The following is an 18,283-nucleotide window of genomic DNA, read 5'->3' as shown; positions in this document are numbered from 1 at the left end:
CGGGCTCGTAGTCCTTCGAACCAACGACAGCTTTCTGGAGCTAGCAGGAAGCCGGTCGCGATTTCGCGGGAGGCCGCGTTTCCTAGTGGCCGGACGCCTCGGCGCCGGCATGAGCCGGCCCTTCGGGCAGATTGGCCAGCAGGCCGAGCAAAGCGCGGTCGTGCAGCACGACCATGCGTTCCTTCGGCTTCAGCCAGATCACTGCGTCGGCAATCGTCTCGGCATCGACAAGCTTCGCTTGAGCTACGGCGCGGTCGGGCTCGATCTCGCCACGCCGGCGCGGCTGGACCTGGGGCAGCATGGCTTCATGGGTCGCGCGCAGCATCGGATCTGCGTGCAGGGTTGAAAGTCCGTCGGCATCGTCGAAGCCGGCTTGCGAGAACTCGGCCTGGAGCGCGTTGGCCCGCAGGGCGATCGCCGGCGGATCGCCTTCCTCCGGCGTCATCAGGAGCCCGCGCCGCTTCAGCCAAAGGCCGAGCGCGAGGTTGCCCGAGGCCCAGGATAGCGGGATCGCCAGCAGCAAGCCGACGATCGTCGGTGACATCCAGGCGAAGAGCGAGGTCGCGATCATGAAGGCCGACAGGCCGGCGACGAGGCCGAGCAGCGTATGGGCGCGGTGTCGGCGGGTGATGTCCTTGAGCGGGATCGAGCCGTCGTCGCGGCGCTGCGGATTCCAGCCGGTGTCGCGACCGACCAGGATCTGGAAGACCGAGCCGGACTGGATCACCATCATGATCGGCGCGAAGAAGGCCGAGAACAGAATCTCCAGCAGTGCCGAAAGGACGAGTCGGATGCCGCCGCCGCAGGCGCGCCGGAGCTTGCCGTCGAACAGCGTCAGCAGCAGGCCGAACAGCTTCGGCGCCAGAAGGATCGCCATGGTCAGCCCGAAGAGGTTGAGCGCGCGCTCGGGGTCGAAGCGCGGCCAGACCGGGAAGAGCCTGAACTCCTCGGTGAAGTATTCCGGCCGGGCGTAATTGACCTGCAGCACGATCAGGATGCCGACCACCAGTTGCATCAGCCAGAAGGGCGAGGCGAGATAGGCCATCATGCCGGTGGCGAAGTGCTGGCGAGTCGAGAGCTTCAGGCCCTTGGCGCCGATGATGCGCGAATGCTGGAGATTGCCCTGGCACCAGCGCCGGTCGCGGGTCGCGATGTCGATCAGCGAGGGCGGGCTCTCCTCATAGGAGCCCGTCAGGTCGGGCAACATGTAGACTGACCAGCCGGCGCGCCGGATCAGCGCCGCCTCGACGAAGTCGTGGCTGAGGACGTGGCCGCCGAAGGGCGGCTTGCCCTTGAGGTCGGGCAGGCCGCAGTGATCGGCGAAGGCCTTTGTCCTGATGATCGCGTTGTGGCCCCAGTAATTGCCGTCGCGGCCGGACCAGATCGCCAGGCCGGTCGCGATCACCGGGCCGTAGACCCGCGCCGCGAACTGCTGCAGGCGCGCGAAGAAGGTGTTGCGGTTGATGATCAGCGGCAGCGACTGGATGATGCCGGCGTCGGGATCGGCCTCCATCGCCGCGGCGAGGCGCACGATGCAGGTGCCGGTCATCAGGCTGTCGGCGTCGAGCACGACCATATGGGGGTAGTGGCCGCCCCAGCGCGTGACGAAGTCGGCGATGTTGCCGGCCTTGCGGTGATGGTTCTTCGGCCGGTGGCGATAGTAGATGCGCGCATCCGGTCCGAGCCGCTGGCGCAGGGCGAGGAAAGCGCGTTCCTCCGCCACCCAGATGTCGGGATTGGTGGTGTCGGAGACGATGAAATAGTCGAAATGGTCGCCCAGGCCCGTCGCCTCGATCGACTCGCGGATCGCCGCCACGGCCGCAAAGGTCCGCGCCGTCGATTCGTTGTAGATCGGCATGACCACGACGGTCTTCTGCGCCAGCGTCTCGGCGCGCGGGCTCTTCACCAGCCGGAAGAGCAGTGCGGAGAAGCCGAGGATCGCGCTGGTGAAGGCGAGCGCGATCCAGGAGAAGTTCACCGTGAAGAGAACGAGCAGCACGTACTGCAGGAAGGTCGTGCGGCTGACCGACACGACATGGTACATCTCCCAGGCGCCGTAGGCGGTCAGCGCCCAGGCGCCGCCAAAGACGAAGATCCGGGCGAGCCAGGGCGTACGCCAGGCTTGCGGCACAGCCCGCTGGCGCCCTTCCGAGGCGTTCCAGCTGCGGAAGGATTGTACCGGCATCTCCAGCCGGTTCTCGGGCGGCGTCGCCTCGACCGGGGCAGGATAGCCGGTCGCGACCTCGACCTCGGTCGGGCGGGCAAGCACTTCCACAGTCACCAGGTCCACCGATTGAGCAGGGTTTCCGAAACCGGCTGGCCGCCGGCGTCGAGCACGAGGCGAAGTTCCGAGAGCGTCTCGCTGCCGGGGTCGACCTCGAAGGCGACGCGCATGGTGCGTCGCTCCGGATAGGGCCAGAGCCGCAGGTTCTGGATCGAGCCCGGCGTCGCCGTCACATTGGCGCGGATGGCGGCGACCAGGGCAGCGTCGCCGAGCCTGTCGCCGGTAAAGTCGACGAGGAAGCGGCGCCGGCGCGCCTGCGAGCCGCGGCCTTGCCGGATGCGCGTCGCGGTGGCGAGCGGCGGGCGCTCGGGCGGCTGCCAGCACCAGGCCTGCCGATAGGCAACCGTCGTCTCGCTGCCGGCGGCGATCGGCTGGCGCGGGCGCCAATAGCTGATGATGTTGTCGTTGAGCTCGGATTCGCTGGGGATCTCGATCAGCTGGACCGAGCCTGGCCCCCACTCGCCGAGCGGCTCCATCCAGACACTTGGCCTGAGCTCGAAGCGCTGGTCGTCGTCGACGAAGGCGTTGGGATCGCGCTCGCGCTGGACCAGGCCGAAGCCGCGCGGATTGGAATCCTGGAAGGACGAGACCTGCAGATTGGCCGGGTTGCTGACCGGCCGGTAGATCCATTCGCCATTGCCAGTGAGCATCTGCACGCCGGAGACCTCGTGGACCGCCGGGCGCAGATCGTCGAAGCCGCGCCGGCTCTGCGGTCCGGAGAGATAGGTGCCCATCACGCAGCCGAAGCCGACATGGTCGAGATTGGCACGGGCGAACAGGGTCATCTCGACATCGATGAAGGTGACGTCGCCGGGGCGCAGCGTCATGCGGACCGCGCCGGTGACGCTCTCGGAATCAAGCAGTGCGTGGATGATCAGCACGCCGGCGGCGGGGCTGGGCCGCTCGATCCAGTAGGCGCGGAAGAACGGAATCTCCTCGCCGCGCTGCTCGCCCGGCCGCAGGATCAAGGCGCGGGCCAGCGCCCCGAAATTCTGGCCGCGAGCCAGCGAACGGAAGAAGGTCGCGCCCTGGAACAGCGCGAGCTCATAGGGACGCTCCAGACCGGCCGAGACGCGGAAACCCGAGAACTGCAGATCGGCCCCTGACGGCGGCGGCGTCACGCGGCCATAGTTGAACTTGCCGGGGTCGAAGGCGACCCGCCTGACCACTTCGTCCTCGACCGTGAACAGGCTGACTGGCGACGAGAAGACATAGCCGCGGTGCAGCGGCTCGACGGTGAAACCGCGATTTTCGCCGGCCCAGATCATGCCCGAGGGCTGCGCCCTGATGCCGACATACTGGTCGTAGGGCAGGGTGGCGTAGCCTTCCGGCAGGTCGGTCGCGACCAATGGCACCATCGGCCGGCGCGAGAGCACGCGCGCGGCTTCGACGACGAGTGCGGGATCGAAGCGTTGTCCTTCGGCGATGACCGATTGCACCAGCCCGGCCCATGTCGTCGGGGCCTGCGCCGCCGCAGTGCCGACGGCAAACCGCTGCGCGATGGCGCCGGTCGCTGCGAGGCTCAAAAATCGACGGCGATTCAAGGATTTCGACATGATATCCAACTTGGGCCGGCAAAGCTCTGCCGACTTGCGCTTCTAGAGCATTTCGCGCGGGGCTGAAAAGCGCAGTGCAAGGCCAAAGGCGAAAAAAGGAGCGCCTTGCATGCAGGAATGCCATGCTGAAAACGAAGCCGTGCCAGATGGCGGGTCTGAGGCCGGCGTCTGGGCGTATCGTCCGCTGGGCTTTGCCAAATCCGCTCGCAATCGGCTATCCACCGCCGGTGCGGCATTCGCCTGCGCCCGCGACGACGGCCGGTCGTGGCCGCGCTTCCTCGTTAAAGAGCATGTGACAGGACGATCATGACGGAAATGCAGCCCGCTCGGACCTGTCTCGCCATCGTGCTGGCCGCGGGCGAGGGAACCCGGATGAAATCGGCAAGGCCGAAGGTGCTGCACGAGGTGGCCGGCCGCTCGCTGCTCGGCCATGTCCTGGCGGCCGTGACGGCTGCCGGCGCCGATGCGCTCGCCGTGGTGATCGGGCCCGATCGTCCCGATGTGGCGGCCGAGGTCAAGAAGCACGCTCCGCACGCCGCGATCTTCGTCCAGAGCGAGCGCAAGGGCACCGCGCATGCGGTGCTGGCGGCCCGCGAGAGCCTGGCGGGCAAGCACGATGATGTGCTGGTCGCCTTTGCGGATACGCCGCTGGTGCGCCCGGAGACCTTCGCCGACCTCCGCAAGGCATTGCATGGCGGTGTCGGCGTTGCCGCGCTCGGCTTCGAGGCGCGCGACCCGACCGGCTATGGCCGCTTCGTCACTCAGGATGGCGCGTTGCAGGCGATCGTCGAGCACAAGGACGCCGACGAGGCGACGCGCAAGATCACCCTGTGCAATGCCGGGCTGATGGCGCTTGACGGCAGCAAGGCGCTCGCCATCCTCGACGCGATCGGCTGCGCCAATGCGCAGAACGAATACTACCTGACCGATGCCGTCGCGGTGGCGCGAGCGCAAGGCCTGAAGGCGGTCGCCCAGGTCGCGCCCGAGGCCGAGGTGCAGGGGGTCAACGATCGGGCCCAACTCGCGGCCGTCGAGGCCGATTTCCAGCGCCGCAGGCGGCTCGAGGCGATGCTGGCCGGCGCCACGCTGATCGCGCCCGAAACCGTGTTCTTCAGCCATGATACTGTGATCGGCCGCGACGTTCTGATCGAGCCCAATGTCGTCTTCGGCCCTGGCGTCAAGGTCGCGGACAATGCCGTCATCCACGCCTTCTCGCATCTCGAGGGGGCGAGCGTGGGCCCAAGCGCCTCGATCGGCCCCTATGCACGGCTGAGGCCCGGTGCCGAGCTGGCGAAGGGCGCCAGGGTCGGCAACTTCGTCGAGATCAAGGCGGCGGCGATCGGCGAGGGTGCCAAGGTCAACCACCTGACCTATATCGGCGATGCCGAGATCGGCGCGAACGCCAATATCGGCGCCGGCACGATCACCTGCAACTATGACGGCTTCTTCAAGGCGAAAACGATCATCGGCGAGGGTGCCTTCGTCGGCTCCAATTCGGCGCTGGTCGCGCCGGTGACGATCGGGGCGGGGGCCTATGTCGGCTCGGGCTCGGTCATCACCCGCGACGTCAAGCCGGATGCGCTCGCCGTCGCACGGGGCCGGCAGATGGAGCGCGAAGGCTGGGCTTCGGCCTTCAGGGCTGCCGCCCAGGCCCGAAAAGCCCGGCAATAGGCGATTTGCAAGGCATTTCGTTCATAGTTCGACATTCAACGTGATTTCGCATTTGCCGGCTTGCGGCTTATTGCGATGCGCATCGATATCAACGGATGAGGCACATCCATGTGCGGAATCGTGGGCATTCTCGGCAAGCAGGCCGTCGCCGGCCAGGTCGTCGAAGCGCTGCGGCGGCTCGAATATCGCGGCTATGATTCAGCCGGCGTCGCGACGCTCGAAGGTGGCCGGCTCAGCCGCCGCCGCGCCGAGGGCAAGCTCAAGAATCTCGAAGTGCGCCTCTCCAACGAGCCGCTCGAGGGCCTGATCGGCATCGGCCATACCCGCTGGGCGACGCATGGCAAGCCGACCGAGAGCAATGCCCATCCGCACGCCACCGAGAAGCTGGCGGTCGTCCACAACGGCATCATCGAGAACTTCCGCGAGCTCAAGGCCGAGCTCGAGGCCGACGGCCACGTCTTCGCCAGCGAGACCGATACCGAGGTCATCGCCCATCTCGTCACCCGCGAGCTCGACCGCGGCAAGGATCCGGTCGCGGCGGTCGGAGCGTCGCTGCCGCATCTGCGCGGCGCCTTCGCGCTCGCCTTCCTGTTCGAGGGACAGGAAGACCTGCTGATCGGCGCCCGCAAGGGCTCGCCGCTCGCGGTCGGCATCGGCGATGGCGAGATGTATCTCGGCTCGGACGCGCTGGCATTGGCGCCTTTCACCAATCTGATCGCCTATCTCGACGAGGGCGACTGGGTGGTGTTGAACCGCAAGGGCGCGACCTTCTACGACTCCGACGGGAGCCAGGTCGAGCGCCGTGCCCAGCGCGTCGCGGCTGGCGCCTTCCTGGTGGAAAAGGGCAATCACCACCACTTCATGGCCAAGGAGATCTACGAGCAGCCGGAAGTGGTCGGCCATACGCTGACGCATTATATCGACATGGCGAATGGCGTGACGCGGCTGCCTTTCGAGACGCCGTTCGACTGGAAGAGCCTGTCGCGCCTGTCCGTCTCGGCCTGCGGCACGGCCTATTATGCCGGTCTGACCGCCAAGTACTGGTTCGAGAAGCTGGCCCGCCTGCCGGTCGAGATCGATGTCGCCTCGGAGTTCCGCTATCGCGAGGCGCCACTGCCTGCGAATGGGCTCGCGCTCTTCGTCTCGCAATCGGGAGAGACCGCCGACACCCTCGCCTGCCTGCGCTATGCCCGCCAGGAAGGCCAGCACATCATGTCGGTCGTCAACGTGCCGACCTCGACGATCGCGCGCGAGAGCGACGTCGTCGCCCCTACGCTGGCCGGCCCCGAGATCGGTGTCGCCTCGACCAAGGCCTTCACCTGCCAATTGACCGCGCTCGCCGGCCTCGCCATCGCCGCTGCCCGCGCCCGCGGCACGCTCTCGGCAGAGCAGGAAGCGCGTTATGTCCAGGAGTTGATCGCGCTACCCGGCCTGATGGCGCAGGCGCTGACGCTGGAGCCCGAGATCGAGAAGCTCGCCCGCAAGCTCTCCAGGGCGCGCGACGTGCTCTATCTCGGCCGTGGCACCGCCTTCCCGCTGGCGCTGGAAGGCGCGCTGAAGCTCAAGGAAATCAGCTATATCCACGCCGAGGGCTATCCGGCGGGCGAGCTCAAGCATGGCCCGATCGCACTGATCGACGAGGACATGCCGGTCATCGTCATCGCCCCGCACGATGCGCTCTTCGAGAAGACCGCCTCGAACATGCAGGAGGTCGCGGCGCGCGGCGGCCGGATCATCCTGATCACCGATGCCAAGGGCGCGGCGGAAGCCGGGATCGTGCCTGAAGCGACGATCATCATGCCGGAGATGGATCCACTGTTCGCGCCGATCGTCTATGCGGTGCCGATCCAGATGATCGCTTATCAGACGGCCGTCTTCATGGGCAAGGACGTCGACCAGCCGCGCAATCTGGCAAAGTCTGTCACGGTGGAGTGAGCCGTCATTCCGGGGCGCTGCGCAGCGGCGAGCCCGGAACCCAGAACCGATGTCGGTTGTGGTGAGGGCGCGGGAGCCGGTAGGATTTCTCCGGACATGGCATCGGTTCTGGGTTCCGGGCTCAGGCCTGCGGCCTGCCCCGGAAAGACGCAAAAAGTCCAGCCGTCGTTTTATTCAGCCTCCGGCTCTGGCCGGCTTGCGACATAAGTGCCGGCTGCGATCAGGCCGGCGCCGCTCAGCCAGAGCGCGATCGGCGGCGCATCGGTCGCCGCCACGATGACGAAGCTCAGCAGCATCGAGCCGCAGGCGACATATTTCGTCCTGCGGGCGATTGCGCCCGTTTCCCGCCAGTGCACGACCTGCGGGCCGAGCCGGGGATGGTTGACCAGCCAGCTTTCGAAGCGCGGCGAGGAGCGCGAGAAGCACCAGGCCGCTGCGATCAGGAAGACGGTGCCGGGCATCACCGGCAGGATCAGCCCGATGATGCCAAGCAGCACGCAGAGCCAGCCGACCGCAAGATAGAGCGGCCGATGCCAGCGGCGTTGCGGTCTGGAAGGTTCGGACACGAAACTCGTCGATCCCGGCGAATCGGGGGTGGCCAGCGGCTTGCGCTCGGCTATCGTTCGATAGTGCGGCGCAATATGGTTAGGCCGCAAGAGCGACGGAGACCCGGATCGCCTATGACTGCCCGCACGCCCGATCCGCGCCTCGTCGTCCAGCCCGACCTGTTGCGGCCAACCTTCGGGACCAGGCTCAGGCGCTATTTCCTGACCGGTCTCGTGCTGGCAGCGCCGCTCGCCATCACCGCCTCGGTGACCTGGTGGTTCATCAATCTGGTCGATGGCCTGGTGAAACCGCTGGTGCCGGCGCAGTTCTGGCCCGAGAATCATTTACCGTTCCCACTGCCCGGCTTCGGCCTGATCATCGCCCTGATCGGCCTGACGGTGATCGGCTTCTTCGCCGCGAACCTCGTTGGACGCACCCTCATCGGCGCCGGCGAATCGATCCTCAACCGGATGCCGGTGGTGCGCGGCCTCTACAAGGGCGTGAAACAGATCTTCGAGACGATCTTCTCGCAATCCGGCACCTCGTTCCGCAAGGTCGGCATGGTGCAGTTCCCGCAGCCGGGAATGTGGTCGATCGTTTTCATCGCCCAGGAGGCGGCACCCGAGATCGCCGGCAAGCTGCCCGATGGTGACGAGCAGATCGGTGTCTTCCTGCCCTGCACGCCGAACCCGACGACCGGATTCTTCTTCTACCTGCCGCGGCGCGAGGTGGTGGAACTGTCGATCTCGGTCGAGGACGGCGCCAAGCTGATCATGTCGGCCGGGCTGATCCAGCCCGGCGAGCCGCTATCCGAGGGGGCGAAATAGCTCACCGCTTCAGAGGCACCCAGATCTCGACGATGCCGTTGCCGGTCGCTCCGTCGAAGCGCTCGTCCATGCGCTCCAGCGTCACGCCCATCGCCGGCTCCCGGCCCGATTTCGGCAGCCAGTCGCGCCAGATCGCCTCATAGGTCTGCTTGATGCCGGTGATGTGGCCGCTGTGCTCGAACACGGCACAGAGCTGCTCCGGTACGCTCAGCCGCGCGAACTCGTCCGGGAGGTCGCTGAACGAAGCGACTTCCGCGCCGGCGATATAGTCGAAGGCGCCGACATCGTCGCAATTGTAGCTCGCGCCATAGGCGACATAGCCCTTCTGGCCAGGGATATGGCCGAAATGCGGGACGATCCGCTGCCAGAGCAGCGGGATGCCTTGCGTGTTGTCGACCGAGAAATGGCCGTTGAAGCCGGCGATCAGCAGGGGTCTGCCGGTGACGATACGCGGCTCGGCGAGGGGAGTGCGGTTTGCAGCATGCATGGACAGGGGCTCCACGAGAGCAAGGGATGACAGGTCGCGCCGCGAGCGCAGCTCTTCCGGCGTGATGCCGAACTGCTCGCGAAAGGCGCGGGTGAAGGCCTCGTGAGAGCCATAGCCCCAGTCGAGCGCGACCTGGAGGATGTCGGGCGCGCCATCGGCGAGTTGGCGCGCCGCTTCCGAGAGCCGGCGCTCGCGCACATAGCGCATCACCGAGCGGCCGGTCGCCACGCCGAAGGCGCGGCTGAGATGGAAGCGCGAGACACCGCTGACCTCCGCGATCTCGTCGAGCGAGAGCTCGGAGGCGAAGCGGCTTTCGATGCACCAGAGGGCTTTCTTGATCGGATCCATGGGCTCACTCACGAAACGCCGGCACCATGGCGGAGGCGAAGCGGGTCTGCTTGATCGGGATTGCTCTCGCTTCTAGCGCGCAGCCTTGGCGACATCGAGGAAGGCTCGCAGCGCCGGCGGCACAGCGCGGTGGCCGGGATAATAGATCGCGATCCGCTCGGGAGCGGGCGCCCAGGCAGTCAGGACCTGGCGAAGACGTCCATCCGCCAGGGCCATGTCTGCCGCCGGGCTGGCGACATAGGCGATGCCAAGGCCCCCTGTCGCGGCTTCGACCATGAGTTCCTCATCGTCGAGAATGACGGAGCTGCTGGCTTCGATCGTCAGCTCCTGTCCCGCGCGCTCGAACTCCCAGCGATAGAATTTGCCGCTCGGCATGCGGTGGCCGATGCAGTGGTGATGCTGCAGGGCATCGGGTGTGTCCGGTATGCCGAAGCGCTCGAGATAGGCCGGCGACGCGACGCAGATGAAGCTGACGGGGCCGCCGAGCGGTACGGCGACCATGTCCCGCGGGATCGAGCCGACGAGGCGCACGCCGGCATCGAAGCCGGCAGCCACGATGTCGATCAGCTTGCCTTCGACGACGAGATCGATGGCGACGTCCGGAAAGCGTTCCGCCATTACGGGAAGAACCTCGCGGACGAGCAGCGCGGCAGCCAGGCGTGGCGCGTTGATGCGGACGCTGCCGGCGACATTGCCGCGAAACGTGGCCATGCTGTCCAGCGCCGCGTCCAGCGTTGCGAGCGCTGGCTGCAGGCGGCCGAGCAGTTCGAAGCCGGCTTCAGTCGGCGCGACGCTGCGGGTGGTGCGATTGAGCAGGCGCACACCCATACGCTCCTCGAGCGCCCGCATCGCATGGCTCAGCGTGGAAGGTGCGGTGCCGAGCTCGTCCGCCGCGCGCCGAAAGCTGCGGCGGGTCGCGACGGTGACGAAAGCAGTGAGGTCATTGAGCGACGGGCGAGCCATTGCTGGCGATTTTGCATCAACTCATGCAGGTTTCAACGGCTAATCCGAACAATGCTTCTCCCCTATCTCGTGCCGGTAACAAACCGAGAGGCATGGGACATGGACATGATTTGGCTCATTACCGGCGTATCGTCCGGCCTTGGCCGGCTATTGGCGCAGAAGGCCCTGGCGCGCGGCGATCGGGTCGTCGGAACCAGCCGCAAAGCGGATGCGCTGCCAGAGTTGCGGGAACGCTATCCGGAACGGCTGCGCGTCATTGCTCTCGACCTCAGGGATCAGCGCTCGGTGCGCGCCGCAGTCGATCAAGCGTTCGGAGCGTTCGGTCGGATCGACATCATCGTCAGCAATGCCGGCTATGGCCTTGTCGGCGCGGCCGAAGAGGTGAGCGATCAGCAGGTCCGCGACATCATCGCGACCAATCTCGTCGGCTCAATCACCCTGATCCAGGCGGCACTGCCGCATCTGCGCAAGCAGGGCGGTGGACGCATCCAGCAGGTGTCGAGCGAGGGCGGCCAGATCGCCTATCCGGGCCTCAGCATCTACCACGCGAGCAAATGGGGCATCGAAGGCTTCGTCGAGACGGTGGCGCTGGAGGTTGCGCCGTTCGGCATCGAATTCACCCTGGTCGAGCCGGGGCCGACCCGAACCGAGTTCGGCGGCAATCTCGCTCACGCGGATCCGATCGCAGCCTATGAAAGCACGCCCGTCGGCCAGACCCGCGCGGCGGTTCGGGGCTCCTGGATCGTCAAAGGCGATCCCGAACGGGTGACCGACGCGATGATGGTGCTCGCCGACCAGAAGGGCCCGCTGCCGAAACGACTGGCGCTCGGTGCCGACGCTTACGCGAACATCCGCAAGGCGCTCGGCGATCGCATCATCGAGCTCGATCGCCAGCAGGACATCTCGCTCGCTGCCGACTTCACCGAGGCCGAACTCGCGCGGCTCTAAACGCCTGCGCAGCACCGGGCCGCATCAAGCCCAGCCATCGAACATTCAAGATCGGAACCGACATGCCCAAACGCGACGCGATTTTCCCGGCCAACCGCCACGCCCTCTACGACGTCCATCAGTATTCGGCCGCAATCCGCCATGGCGATCTGCTCTTCATCTCCGGGCAGGTCGGCAGCCGCGAGGACGGTACGCCCGAGCCGGTGTTCGAGGATCAGGTCCGGCGTGCCTTTGCCAATCTGCGCGCGGTTCTGGCAGCAGCCGGCGCGAGTTTCGACGACGTCATCGACGTGATCTCCTTCCACACCGACCCGCCGACGCAATTCGAGAAGATGATGGCGATCCGCGCCGAAGAGATCGGCGAGCCGCCCTATCCGACCTGGACCGCCGTCGGCGTGACTTGGCTTGCCGGCTTCGACTTCGAGCTCAAGGTGGTGGCGCGCATTCCCTCGAAGACGACCGAAAACGCTTAGTTCGCGCAAGGCTGAGCTTGCCTCAGCCCGCGCGCAGCAGGCGGATCGCGACGTCGCGCTCGAACAGATAGAGCAGCGTCCGGACCGCCTTGCCGCGCTCTGACTCCAGATGCGGATCGCGCTCGATCAGCAGGCGGGCATCGTCGCGCGCTGCAGCCAGCAGGTCGCCGTCGACCTCGGGGCGGGCGATGCGCCAGTCGGGCGAGCCGGATTGGCGCGTGCCCAAGACCTCGCCTTCGCCGCGCAGACGCAAATCCTCCTCGGCGATGCGGAAGCCGTCCTCGCTCTCGCGCATGATGGTGAGGCGTGCTTCCGCCACCTGGCCGAGCGGGCCCTTGTAGAGCAGCAGGCAGGTCGAGGCGGCGCTGCCGCGCCCGATCCGCCCGCGCAACTGGTGGAGCTGGGCGAGACCGAAACGCTCGGCATGCTCGATCACCATCACCGAGGCATTGGGCACGTCGACGCCGACCTCGATCACGGTGGTCGAGACCAGCACCCGCGTCTGGCCGCCGGAGAAGGCGGCCATGGCCGCATCCTTGTCGCGACCCGGCATCTGGCCGTGCAGCAGCCCGACCTTGTCGCCGAAGAGGGCCTGCAGCGCCTCGAAGCGCTCCTGTGCTGCCGCGACATCGAGCGTATCGGATTCCTGCACCAGCGGGCAGACCCAATAGACCTGCGCGCCGCTTTCCAAGGCGCGCCCGACTGCGCCGACGACTTCGTCATAGCGCTCCAGCGAGATCGCCCGCGTGGTGATCGGCTTCCGGCCAGCCGGCTTCTCTGAGAGGATCGAGACGTCCATATCGCCGAACCAGGTCAGCGCCAGCGTGCGCGGGATCGGCGTCGCGGTCATGACGAGGATGTCGACTGCCTCGCCCTTGGCCCCGAGCAAGAGACGCTGGTGCACGCCGAAGCGGTGTTGCTCGTCGACGACGGCGAGCGCGAGGTCATGGAAGGCGACGCCCTCCTGGAACAGCGCATGGGTGCCGACGACGATGTCGATCTCGCCATTGGCGAGGCCTTCCAGCACCTGCCGGCGGCCGGCGCCCTTTTCGCGGCCGGTCAGCAGAGCGAGCTTGAGCCCGGCCTTGTCGGCGAGCGGCGCCAGGCGCTCGGCATGCTGGCGGGCCAGGATCTCGGTAGGTGCCATCAGCACCGATTGCCGCCGCGCTTCCGCCGCAGCCGCCATCGCCATCAGCGCGACCACGGTCTTGCCCGAGCCGACATCGCCCTGGAGCAGGCGCAGCATTCGCTCGGGCTTTTCCATATCGTCGTGGATGTCGGCGATCGCCTTGCGCTGGCCGTCGGTGAGCGTGAAGGGCAGGGCGGTCTCGATGGCGTGGCGAAGGACGCCGTCGCCCGCCGTGGCGCGGCCGGCCGCCTTCTTCTGCTGGCGGCGCACGAGGGCGAGCGCGATCTGGCTGGCGAGCAACTCATCATAGGCGATGCGTCGGCGCGCGACCGTTTCGCCCGTCGCCGCCTTGAGATCGACAGGGTGATGCAAAGCGTGGATGGCATCGCGGAAGGGTACGAAGTCGTTGCGGGCAGCGAAGGCCTCGTCCTGCCATTCCGGCAATTCCGGGCAGCGCTCGGCCGCGCCGGCGGCGATGCGGGCCATGACGCGCCCGCCAATGCCTTCGGTCAGCCCGTAGACCGGCTCGACCGAAGGCAGAGTGGCCGCGAGCTTCGGGTCGAGGATGCGGTCGGGATGCACCATCTGGCGCATGCCGTCCCAGAGCTCGAGCTTGCCGGAGATGATGCGATAGGCGCCGATCGGCAGGCTCTGCAGGAGATGGCGGACATCGGCATGGAAGAAGACCAGCGTCACATCGCCGGTCTCGTCCTCGACGATGACGCGATAGGGCGCCTTCGCCTTGGTCGGCGGGGCAGGGCGGTGCTCGGTCACTTGCGCCGAGAAGGTCGCGACCTCGCCGACCGGGGCCTCGATGATGCTTTCGCTCGGCCGCCGGTCGATCGCACCGGTCGGCAGATGGAAGAGCAGGTCGATGACGCGGGCGGCATGGGTCTCGTCGCCCAGCAGCTTATCGAGCGCCTTGGCGAGCTTGGGGCCGACGCCCGCGAGTGTCGTGGCCGGGGCGAAGAGCGGATCGAGGAGAGATGGACGCAATGGCTTCACGGCATGTCAGGAGTGCGAGTCCGACGGCATTCGTACCGCTGACTTCGCGAGATGGCATCGCTATATAGCTCGCGACGGCAGGCTCCGCGATGGGGCCGGCCCTATTCCTATTGTCCGCGAGGCGATGATGAGTGGCTCGACCCGTAGCAGCGCCGATCTCGACCCGCGCCGGCGCAAGATCCTGTTCCGTGCCTGGCATCGCGGCATGCGCGAGATGGACCTGATCATGGGCCGCTTCGCGGATGCGCAGATCGGCAATCTGAGCGAGGCGGAGCTCGACGAGTTCGAGCGGCTGATCGAAGTGCTCGACCGCGACCTGCTGAGCTGGGTGACAGGAGAGGCGCAGGTGCCGGAGAACTATGACAGCGACGTCTTCCGGCGGCTGAAGGCGTTTCACCAGCACGACAAGCCGATTCATGTCTGAACTGCCGTCGTGGTCGGGCCAGGCCCGACCATTTCGGAAACCAGCGGGCTCGGGTCCTGAGATTCTCGGGACAAGCCCGAGAATGACGCCTTGAGATCGATGTCCCGATGAGCATTCCGCCTCCCGCGCAGATCGCCAAGCCGCAGCTCGACCGCGTCCTCGACGCGCTGAACCGCGGCGACAAGCCGACGCTTTCCGGCGTGCCCGACGGCTTCGATGCCGTCGTGCTCGCCGACCTGACGCGTGCCCGCGCCAAGAAGTCGGAAGGGCCGGCGCTGATCGTTTTCGTCGCCCGCGACGGCCAGCGCCTGCAGGTGCTGGAGAATGCGCTGCAGTTCGTCGCGCCCGATCTCGAGGTGATGACCTTCCCGGCCTGGGACTGCCAGCCCTATGACCGTGTCTCGCCAGCGCCCTCGATCGTGGCGCACCGGATGACGACGCTGTCGCGCCTCGCCCGGACCAAATCGGGCGATCGGCCGCGCCTGCTGCTGACCACCGTCAATGCCGCGCTCCAGCGCGTGCCGTCCTTCGGCAAGGTGGCGTCGGAGAGCTTCTCGGCCGCGCCAGGCAACATGGTCGACACCGAGGAATTGGCGCGCTGGCTCGACGTCAACGGCTACCTCCGGACTTCGACCGTGCGCGAGACCGGCGAGTTCGCCGTGCGCGGCGGCATCGTCGACCTCTTCCCGCCGGGCATGCCGGCGCCGATCCGGCTCGACTTCTTCGGCGACACCCTGGAATCGATCCGCACCTTCGATCCGGAGACGCAGCGCACCACCGGGCAGTTGCGCGGACTCGACCTCGTGCCGATGTCGGAAGCGCAGATGACGAGCGACTCGATCCGTCGCTTCCGCCAGTCTTACATCGCGACCTTCGGCACGCCGGGCCGCGACGACACGCTCTACGAGGCGGTGAGCGAGGGCCGGCGCCCCGCAGGGTTGGAGCATTGGCTGCCGCTGCTGGCAGAGAAGCTCGACACGCTCTTCACCTATCTGCCCGATGTGCCTGTGGTGCTCGACCATCACGCCGACGACGCGGTCGGTGAGCGCATCAGCCTGATCAAGGACTATTACGACGCCCGCAAGAACGCGCTCGACCAGCCTTCGCCGGGTTCGGTGCCCTACAAGCCGCTGCCGCCGGAAGCGCTCTACCTGACACCGGCCGACTGGCGCGGCATCATTGGCGAGGCTGGTGTCGCCTCGCTGACGCCGTTCCAGCTGCCCGAGAGCGAGGGCAAGCTCGTCGTCGATCTCGCCGGCAAGCAGGGCCGCAGCTTCGCCGCCGAACGCGCCGACAATTCCGGCAGCGTCTTCGACGCGACCGTCGCGCATGTGAAGGCACTGGAAGCCGAGGGGCGGCGCGTCATCCTCGCCGCCTGGTCGGAGGGCTCGCGCGAGCGCCTCGCGCATGTGCTGGCGGATCATGGTCTCAAGACCGTGCAGATGACCGGTAGCTTACGGGCCGCTTTCGACCTCAAGCCCGGCACCACCGCGCTTGCGGTCTGGGGCTTCGAGACCGGCTTCGAGGCTGGGAAGCTCGCGGTCATCGGTGAGCAGGACATTCTCGGCGACCGGCTGGTGCGCCCGCGCAAGAAGACGCGCCGCCCGCAGGATTTCATCAACGAGCTTTCCTCGCTGACCCCCGGTGACATCGTCGTCCATGTCGACCACGGCATCGGCCGCTTCGTCGGCCTGCAGACGATCACCGCGGCCGGCGCGCCGCATGACTGCCTCGAAATCCACTATGCCGGCGACGCCAAGCTGTTCCTGCCGGCGGAGAATATCGAGCTGCTCTCGCGCTACGGCTCGGAGGACACCGAGGTCGTGCTCGACCGGCTCGGTGGCGGCGGCTGGCAGGCGCGCAAGGCCAAGCTGAAGCAGCGCATCCGCGAGATGGCGGGCAAGCTGATCCAGATCGCCGCCGCCCGCGCCCTCAAGGAGGCGCCACGCCTGATCCCGCAGGACGGGCTCTACGACGAATTCTGCGCCCGCTTCCCCTATGAGGAGACCGAGGACCAGCAGAACACCATCGACGCCGTGCTGGAGGACCTCGCCGCCGGGCGGCCGATGGACCGGCTGGTCTGCGGCGATGTCGGCTTCGGCAAGACCGAGGTCGCGTTGCGCGCCGCCTTCACCGCGGCGCTCGCCGGCAAGCAGGTCGCGGTCGTGGTGCCGACGACGCTGCTGGCGCGTCAGCACTATCGCAATTTCGCCGAGCGCTTCGCCGGGCTCCCTGTGAAGGTCGGCCAGGCCTCGCGCTTCGTCTCGGCGCCCGATCTCAAGGCGGTGAAGCAGGGCATTTCCGACGGCACGATGGACATCACTGTCGGCACCCATGCGCTGCTCGGCAAGGGCATCGACTTCAAGGATCTCGGCCTCGTCATCGTCGACGAGGAGCAGCATTTCGGCGTCGCCCATAAGGAGCGGCTGAAGGAGATGCGCGCCGAGGTGCACATGCTGACGCTGACCGCGACGCCGATCCCGCGCACGCTCCAGCTCGCCATGACCGGGGTGCGCGAACTCTCGATCATCGCGACACCGCCGGTCGACCGCCTGGCGGTGCGCACCTTCGTCACGCCGTTCGATCCGCTGATCGTGCGCGAGGCGCTGCTGCGCGAACGCTACCGCGGTGGGCGCTCGTTCTATGTCGTCCCACGCATCGAGGACATCGCCGACGTCAAGGACTTCCTCGACAAGCAGGTGCCGGAGTGCAAGGTCGGCATCGCCCATGGCCAGATGGCTGCGGGCACGCTTGAAGACGTGATGACGGCCTTCTATGAGGGCCAGTACGATATCCTGCTCTCGACCACGATCGTCGAATCCGGGCTCGACATCCCGACCGCGAATACGCTGATCATCCACCGTGCGGACATGTTCGGCCTGGCGCAGCTCTACCAGCTGCGCGGGCGCGTCGGCCGCTCGAAGGTGCGCGCCTATGCGCTCTTCACCGTGCCGGCCAACCGCAAGCTGACCGAGCAGGCCGATCGGCGTCTGAAGGTGCTGCAATCGCTCGACACGCTCGGCGCCGGCTTCCAGCTTGCCAGCCACGACCTCGACATCAGAGGCGCCGGCAACCTGCTCGGCGACGAGCAGTCCGGCCACATCAAGGAGGTCGGCTACGAGCTTTACCAGCAGATGCTGGAGGAGGCTGTGGCAGCGCTGAAGGCCGGCATCGAGATCGAGAGCGATGCGCACTGGTCGCCGAGCATCCAGATCGGCGCGCCGGTGATGATCCCCGAGCACTATGTCGGCGATCTGACGCTGAGGCTCACGCTCTACAAGCGCCTCTCCACCATGGACGACGACGCCGAGCTGCAATCCTTCGGCGCCGAACTGATCGACCGCTTCGGCCCGCTGCCGGAGGAGGTCAAGCAGCTCCTGGAGATCGTCGCGATCAAGGCTTTGTGCAAGCGCGCCAATGTCGAGAAGGTCGAGGCCGGGCCGAAGGGCATCATCGTCGCCTTCCGCGACAACGAGTTCGCCAATCCGGAAGGGCTGGTCTCTTATGTCGCGAAGATCGGGACGCTGGCCAAGGTCCGCCCCGACATGCGCGTCGTCTTCATCGACGATTTCGAGACAGCCGAGCAGCGCCTGACCGGCACGCGCCGGCTGCTCACCGATCTCGCGCGTATCGCCGAGCGGAAGAAGGCGGCGTAGCGGAGAAAGCCGTCATTCTCGGGCGAAGCGA

At 67.0% G+C, this 18,283-nt stretch carries 13 protein-coding genes; 7 read left to right on the top strand and 6 right to left on the bottom strand.

Annotated elements, in window-relative coordinates:
* Positions 1-82: 82 nt before the first annotated feature.
* Positions 83-2,185, bottom strand: a complete 2,103-nt coding sequence (gene mdoH, locus GV161_RS26040) for a glucans biosynthesis glucosyltransferase MdoH (protein WP_152014974.1) — start codon at positions 2,183-2,185, stop codon at positions 83-85.
* A 92-nt stretch (positions 2,186-2,277) separates the two neighbouring features.
* On the bottom strand, positions 2,278-3,810 hold the full coding sequence (locus tag GV161_RS26035; protein ID WP_244624082.1) for a glucan biosynthesis protein: 1,533 nt from the start codon (positions 3,808-3,810) through the stop codon (positions 2,278-2,280).
* A 345-nt stretch (positions 3,811-4,155) separates the two neighbouring features.
* On the opposite strand from GV161_RS26035, the gene glmU reads away from it, so the two are divergent.
* Positions 4,156-5,511 carry a bifunctional UDP-N-acetylglucosamine diphosphorylase/glucosamine-1-phosphate N-acetyltransferase GlmU gene (gene glmU, locus GV161_RS26030; protein WP_152014972.1) on the top strand — a complete coding sequence of 452 codons (1,356 nt, stop codon included), beginning with the start codon at positions 4,156-4,158 and terminating at the stop codon, positions 5,509-5,511.
* Between the two features lie 108 nt (positions 5,512-5,619).
* The gene (gene glmS / locus GV161_RS26025) at positions 5,620-7,446 is read left to right on the top strand and encodes a glutamine--fructose-6-phosphate transaminase (isomerizing) (RefSeq protein ID WP_152014776.1); all 1,827 of its coding nucleotides are present in this window, start codon (positions 5,620-5,622) and stop codon (positions 7,444-7,446) included.
* A 170-nt stretch (positions 7,447-7,616) separates the two neighbouring features.
* Here the strand turns inward: glmS and GV161_RS26020 are convergent, their stop codons facing one another.
* The gene (locus tag GV161_RS26020; RefSeq protein ID WP_152014775.1) at positions 7,617-8,012 is read right to left on the bottom strand and encodes a YbaN family protein; all 396 of its coding nucleotides are present in this window, start codon (positions 8,010-8,012) and stop codon (positions 7,617-7,619) included.
* 114 nt (positions 8,013-8,126) lie between these two features.
* On the opposite strand from GV161_RS26020, the gene GV161_RS26015 reads away from it, so the two are divergent.
* Positions 8,127-8,819: a DUF502 domain-containing protein gene (locus tag GV161_RS26015; protein WP_152014774.1), complete on the top strand. Its 693-nt coding sequence runs from the start codon at positions 8,127-8,129 to the stop codon at positions 8,817-8,819.
* 1 nt (position 8,820) lies between these two features.
* On the opposite strand, the gene GV161_RS26010 is transcribed toward GV161_RS26015, so the two are convergent.
* Positions 8,821-9,654, bottom strand: coding sequence for an AraC family transcriptional regulator (locus GV161_RS26010; protein ID WP_152014773.1), 834 nt, complete (start codon positions 9,652-9,654; stop codon positions 8,821-8,823).
* A gap of 72 nt (positions 9,655-9,726) precedes the next feature.
* Positions 9,727-10,617 carry a LysR family transcriptional regulator gene (locus GV161_RS26005; RefSeq protein WP_152014772.1) on the bottom strand — a complete coding sequence of 297 codons (891 nt, stop codon included), beginning with the start codon at positions 10,615-10,617 and terminating at the stop codon, positions 9,727-9,729.
* Positions 10,618-10,716: 99 nt separating this feature from the next.
* On the opposite strand from GV161_RS26005, the gene GV161_RS26000 reads away from it, so the two are divergent.
* Together GV161_RS26000 and GV161_RS25995 are read left to right on the top strand one after the other, a co-directional pair.
* The gene (locus GV161_RS26000) at positions 10,717-11,565 is read left to right on the top strand and encodes an SDR family oxidoreductase (RefSeq protein WP_152014771.1); all 849 of its coding nucleotides are present in this window, start codon (positions 10,717-10,719) and stop codon (positions 11,563-11,565) included.
* Between the two features lie 62 nt (positions 11,566-11,627).
* Positions 11,628-12,038: a RidA family protein gene (locus GV161_RS25995; RefSeq protein WP_152014770.1), complete on the top strand. Its 411-nt coding sequence runs from the start codon at positions 11,628-11,630 to the stop codon at positions 12,036-12,038.
* Between the two features lie 22 nt (positions 12,039-12,060).
* On the opposite strand, the gene recG is transcribed toward GV161_RS25995, so the two are convergent.
* The gene (gene recG / locus GV161_RS25990) at positions 12,061-14,163 is read right to left on the bottom strand and encodes an ATP-dependent DNA helicase RecG (RefSeq protein WP_152014769.1); all 2,103 of its coding nucleotides are present in this window, start codon (positions 14,161-14,163) and stop codon (positions 12,061-12,063) included.
* Between the two features lie 136 nt (positions 14,164-14,299).
* On the opposite strand from recG, the gene GV161_RS25985 reads away from it, so the two are divergent.
* Positions 14,300-14,596, top strand: a complete 297-nt coding sequence (locus GV161_RS25985) for a succinate dehydrogenase assembly factor 2 (RefSeq protein WP_152014768.1) — start codon at positions 14,300-14,302, stop codon at positions 14,594-14,596.
* Between the two features lie 107 nt (positions 14,597-14,703).
* Positions 14,704-18,252 carry a transcription-repair coupling factor gene (gene mfd / locus GV161_RS25980; RefSeq protein WP_152014767.1) on the top strand — a complete coding sequence of 1,183 codons (3,549 nt, stop codon included), beginning with the start codon at positions 14,704-14,706 and terminating at the stop codon, positions 18,250-18,252.
* Positions 18,253-18,283: the final 31 nt, after the last annotated feature.

It is taken from the genome of Bosea sp. 29B (genome assembly GCF_902506165.1).
In the GTDB taxonomy this organism is placed as follows: domain Bacteria; phylum Pseudomonadota; class Alphaproteobacteria; order Rhizobiales; family Beijerinckiaceae; genus Allobosea.
This window is presented reverse-complemented; position numbering and strand designations above follow the sequence as displayed.

Coding starts and splice junctions, on each gene's coding strand:
- GV161_RS26010 (WP_152014773.1), bottom strand. CDS start 9,654: ATGGATCCGATCAAGAAAGCCCTCTGGTGCATCGAAAGCCGCTTCGCC.
- glmU (WP_152014972.1), top strand. CDS start 4,156: ATGCAGCCCGCTCGGACCTGTCTCGCCATCGTGCTGGCCGCGGGCGAG.
- mdoH (WP_152014974.1), bottom strand. CDS start 2,185: ATGCCGGTACAATCCTTCCGCAGCTGGAACGCCTCGGAAGGGCGCCAG.
- GV161_RS26005 (WP_152014772.1), bottom strand. CDS start 10,617: ATGGCTCGCCCGTCGCTCAATGACCTCACTGCTTTCGTCACCGTCGCG.
- GV161_RS26000 (WP_152014771.1), top strand. CDS start 10,717: ATGGACATGATTTGGCTCATTACCGGCGTATCGTCCGGCCTTGGCCGG.
- GV161_RS25985 (WP_152014768.1), top strand. CDS start 14,300: ATGAGTGGCTCGACCCGTAGCAGCGCCGATCTCGACCCGCGCCGGCGC.
- GV161_RS26015 (WP_152014774.1), top strand. CDS start 8,127: ATGACTGCCCGCACGCCCGATCCGCGCCTCGTCGTCCAGCCCGACCTG.
- mfd (WP_152014767.1), top strand. CDS start 14,704: ATGAGCATTCCGCCTCCCGCGCAGATCGCCAAGCCGCAGCTCGACCGC.
- glmS (WP_152014776.1), top strand. CDS start 5,620: ATGTGCGGAATCGTGGGCATTCTCGGCAAGCAGGCCGTCGCCGGCCAG.
- GV161_RS25995 (WP_152014770.1), top strand. CDS start 11,628: ATGCCCAAACGCGACGCGATTTTCCCGGCCAACCGCCACGCCCTCTAC.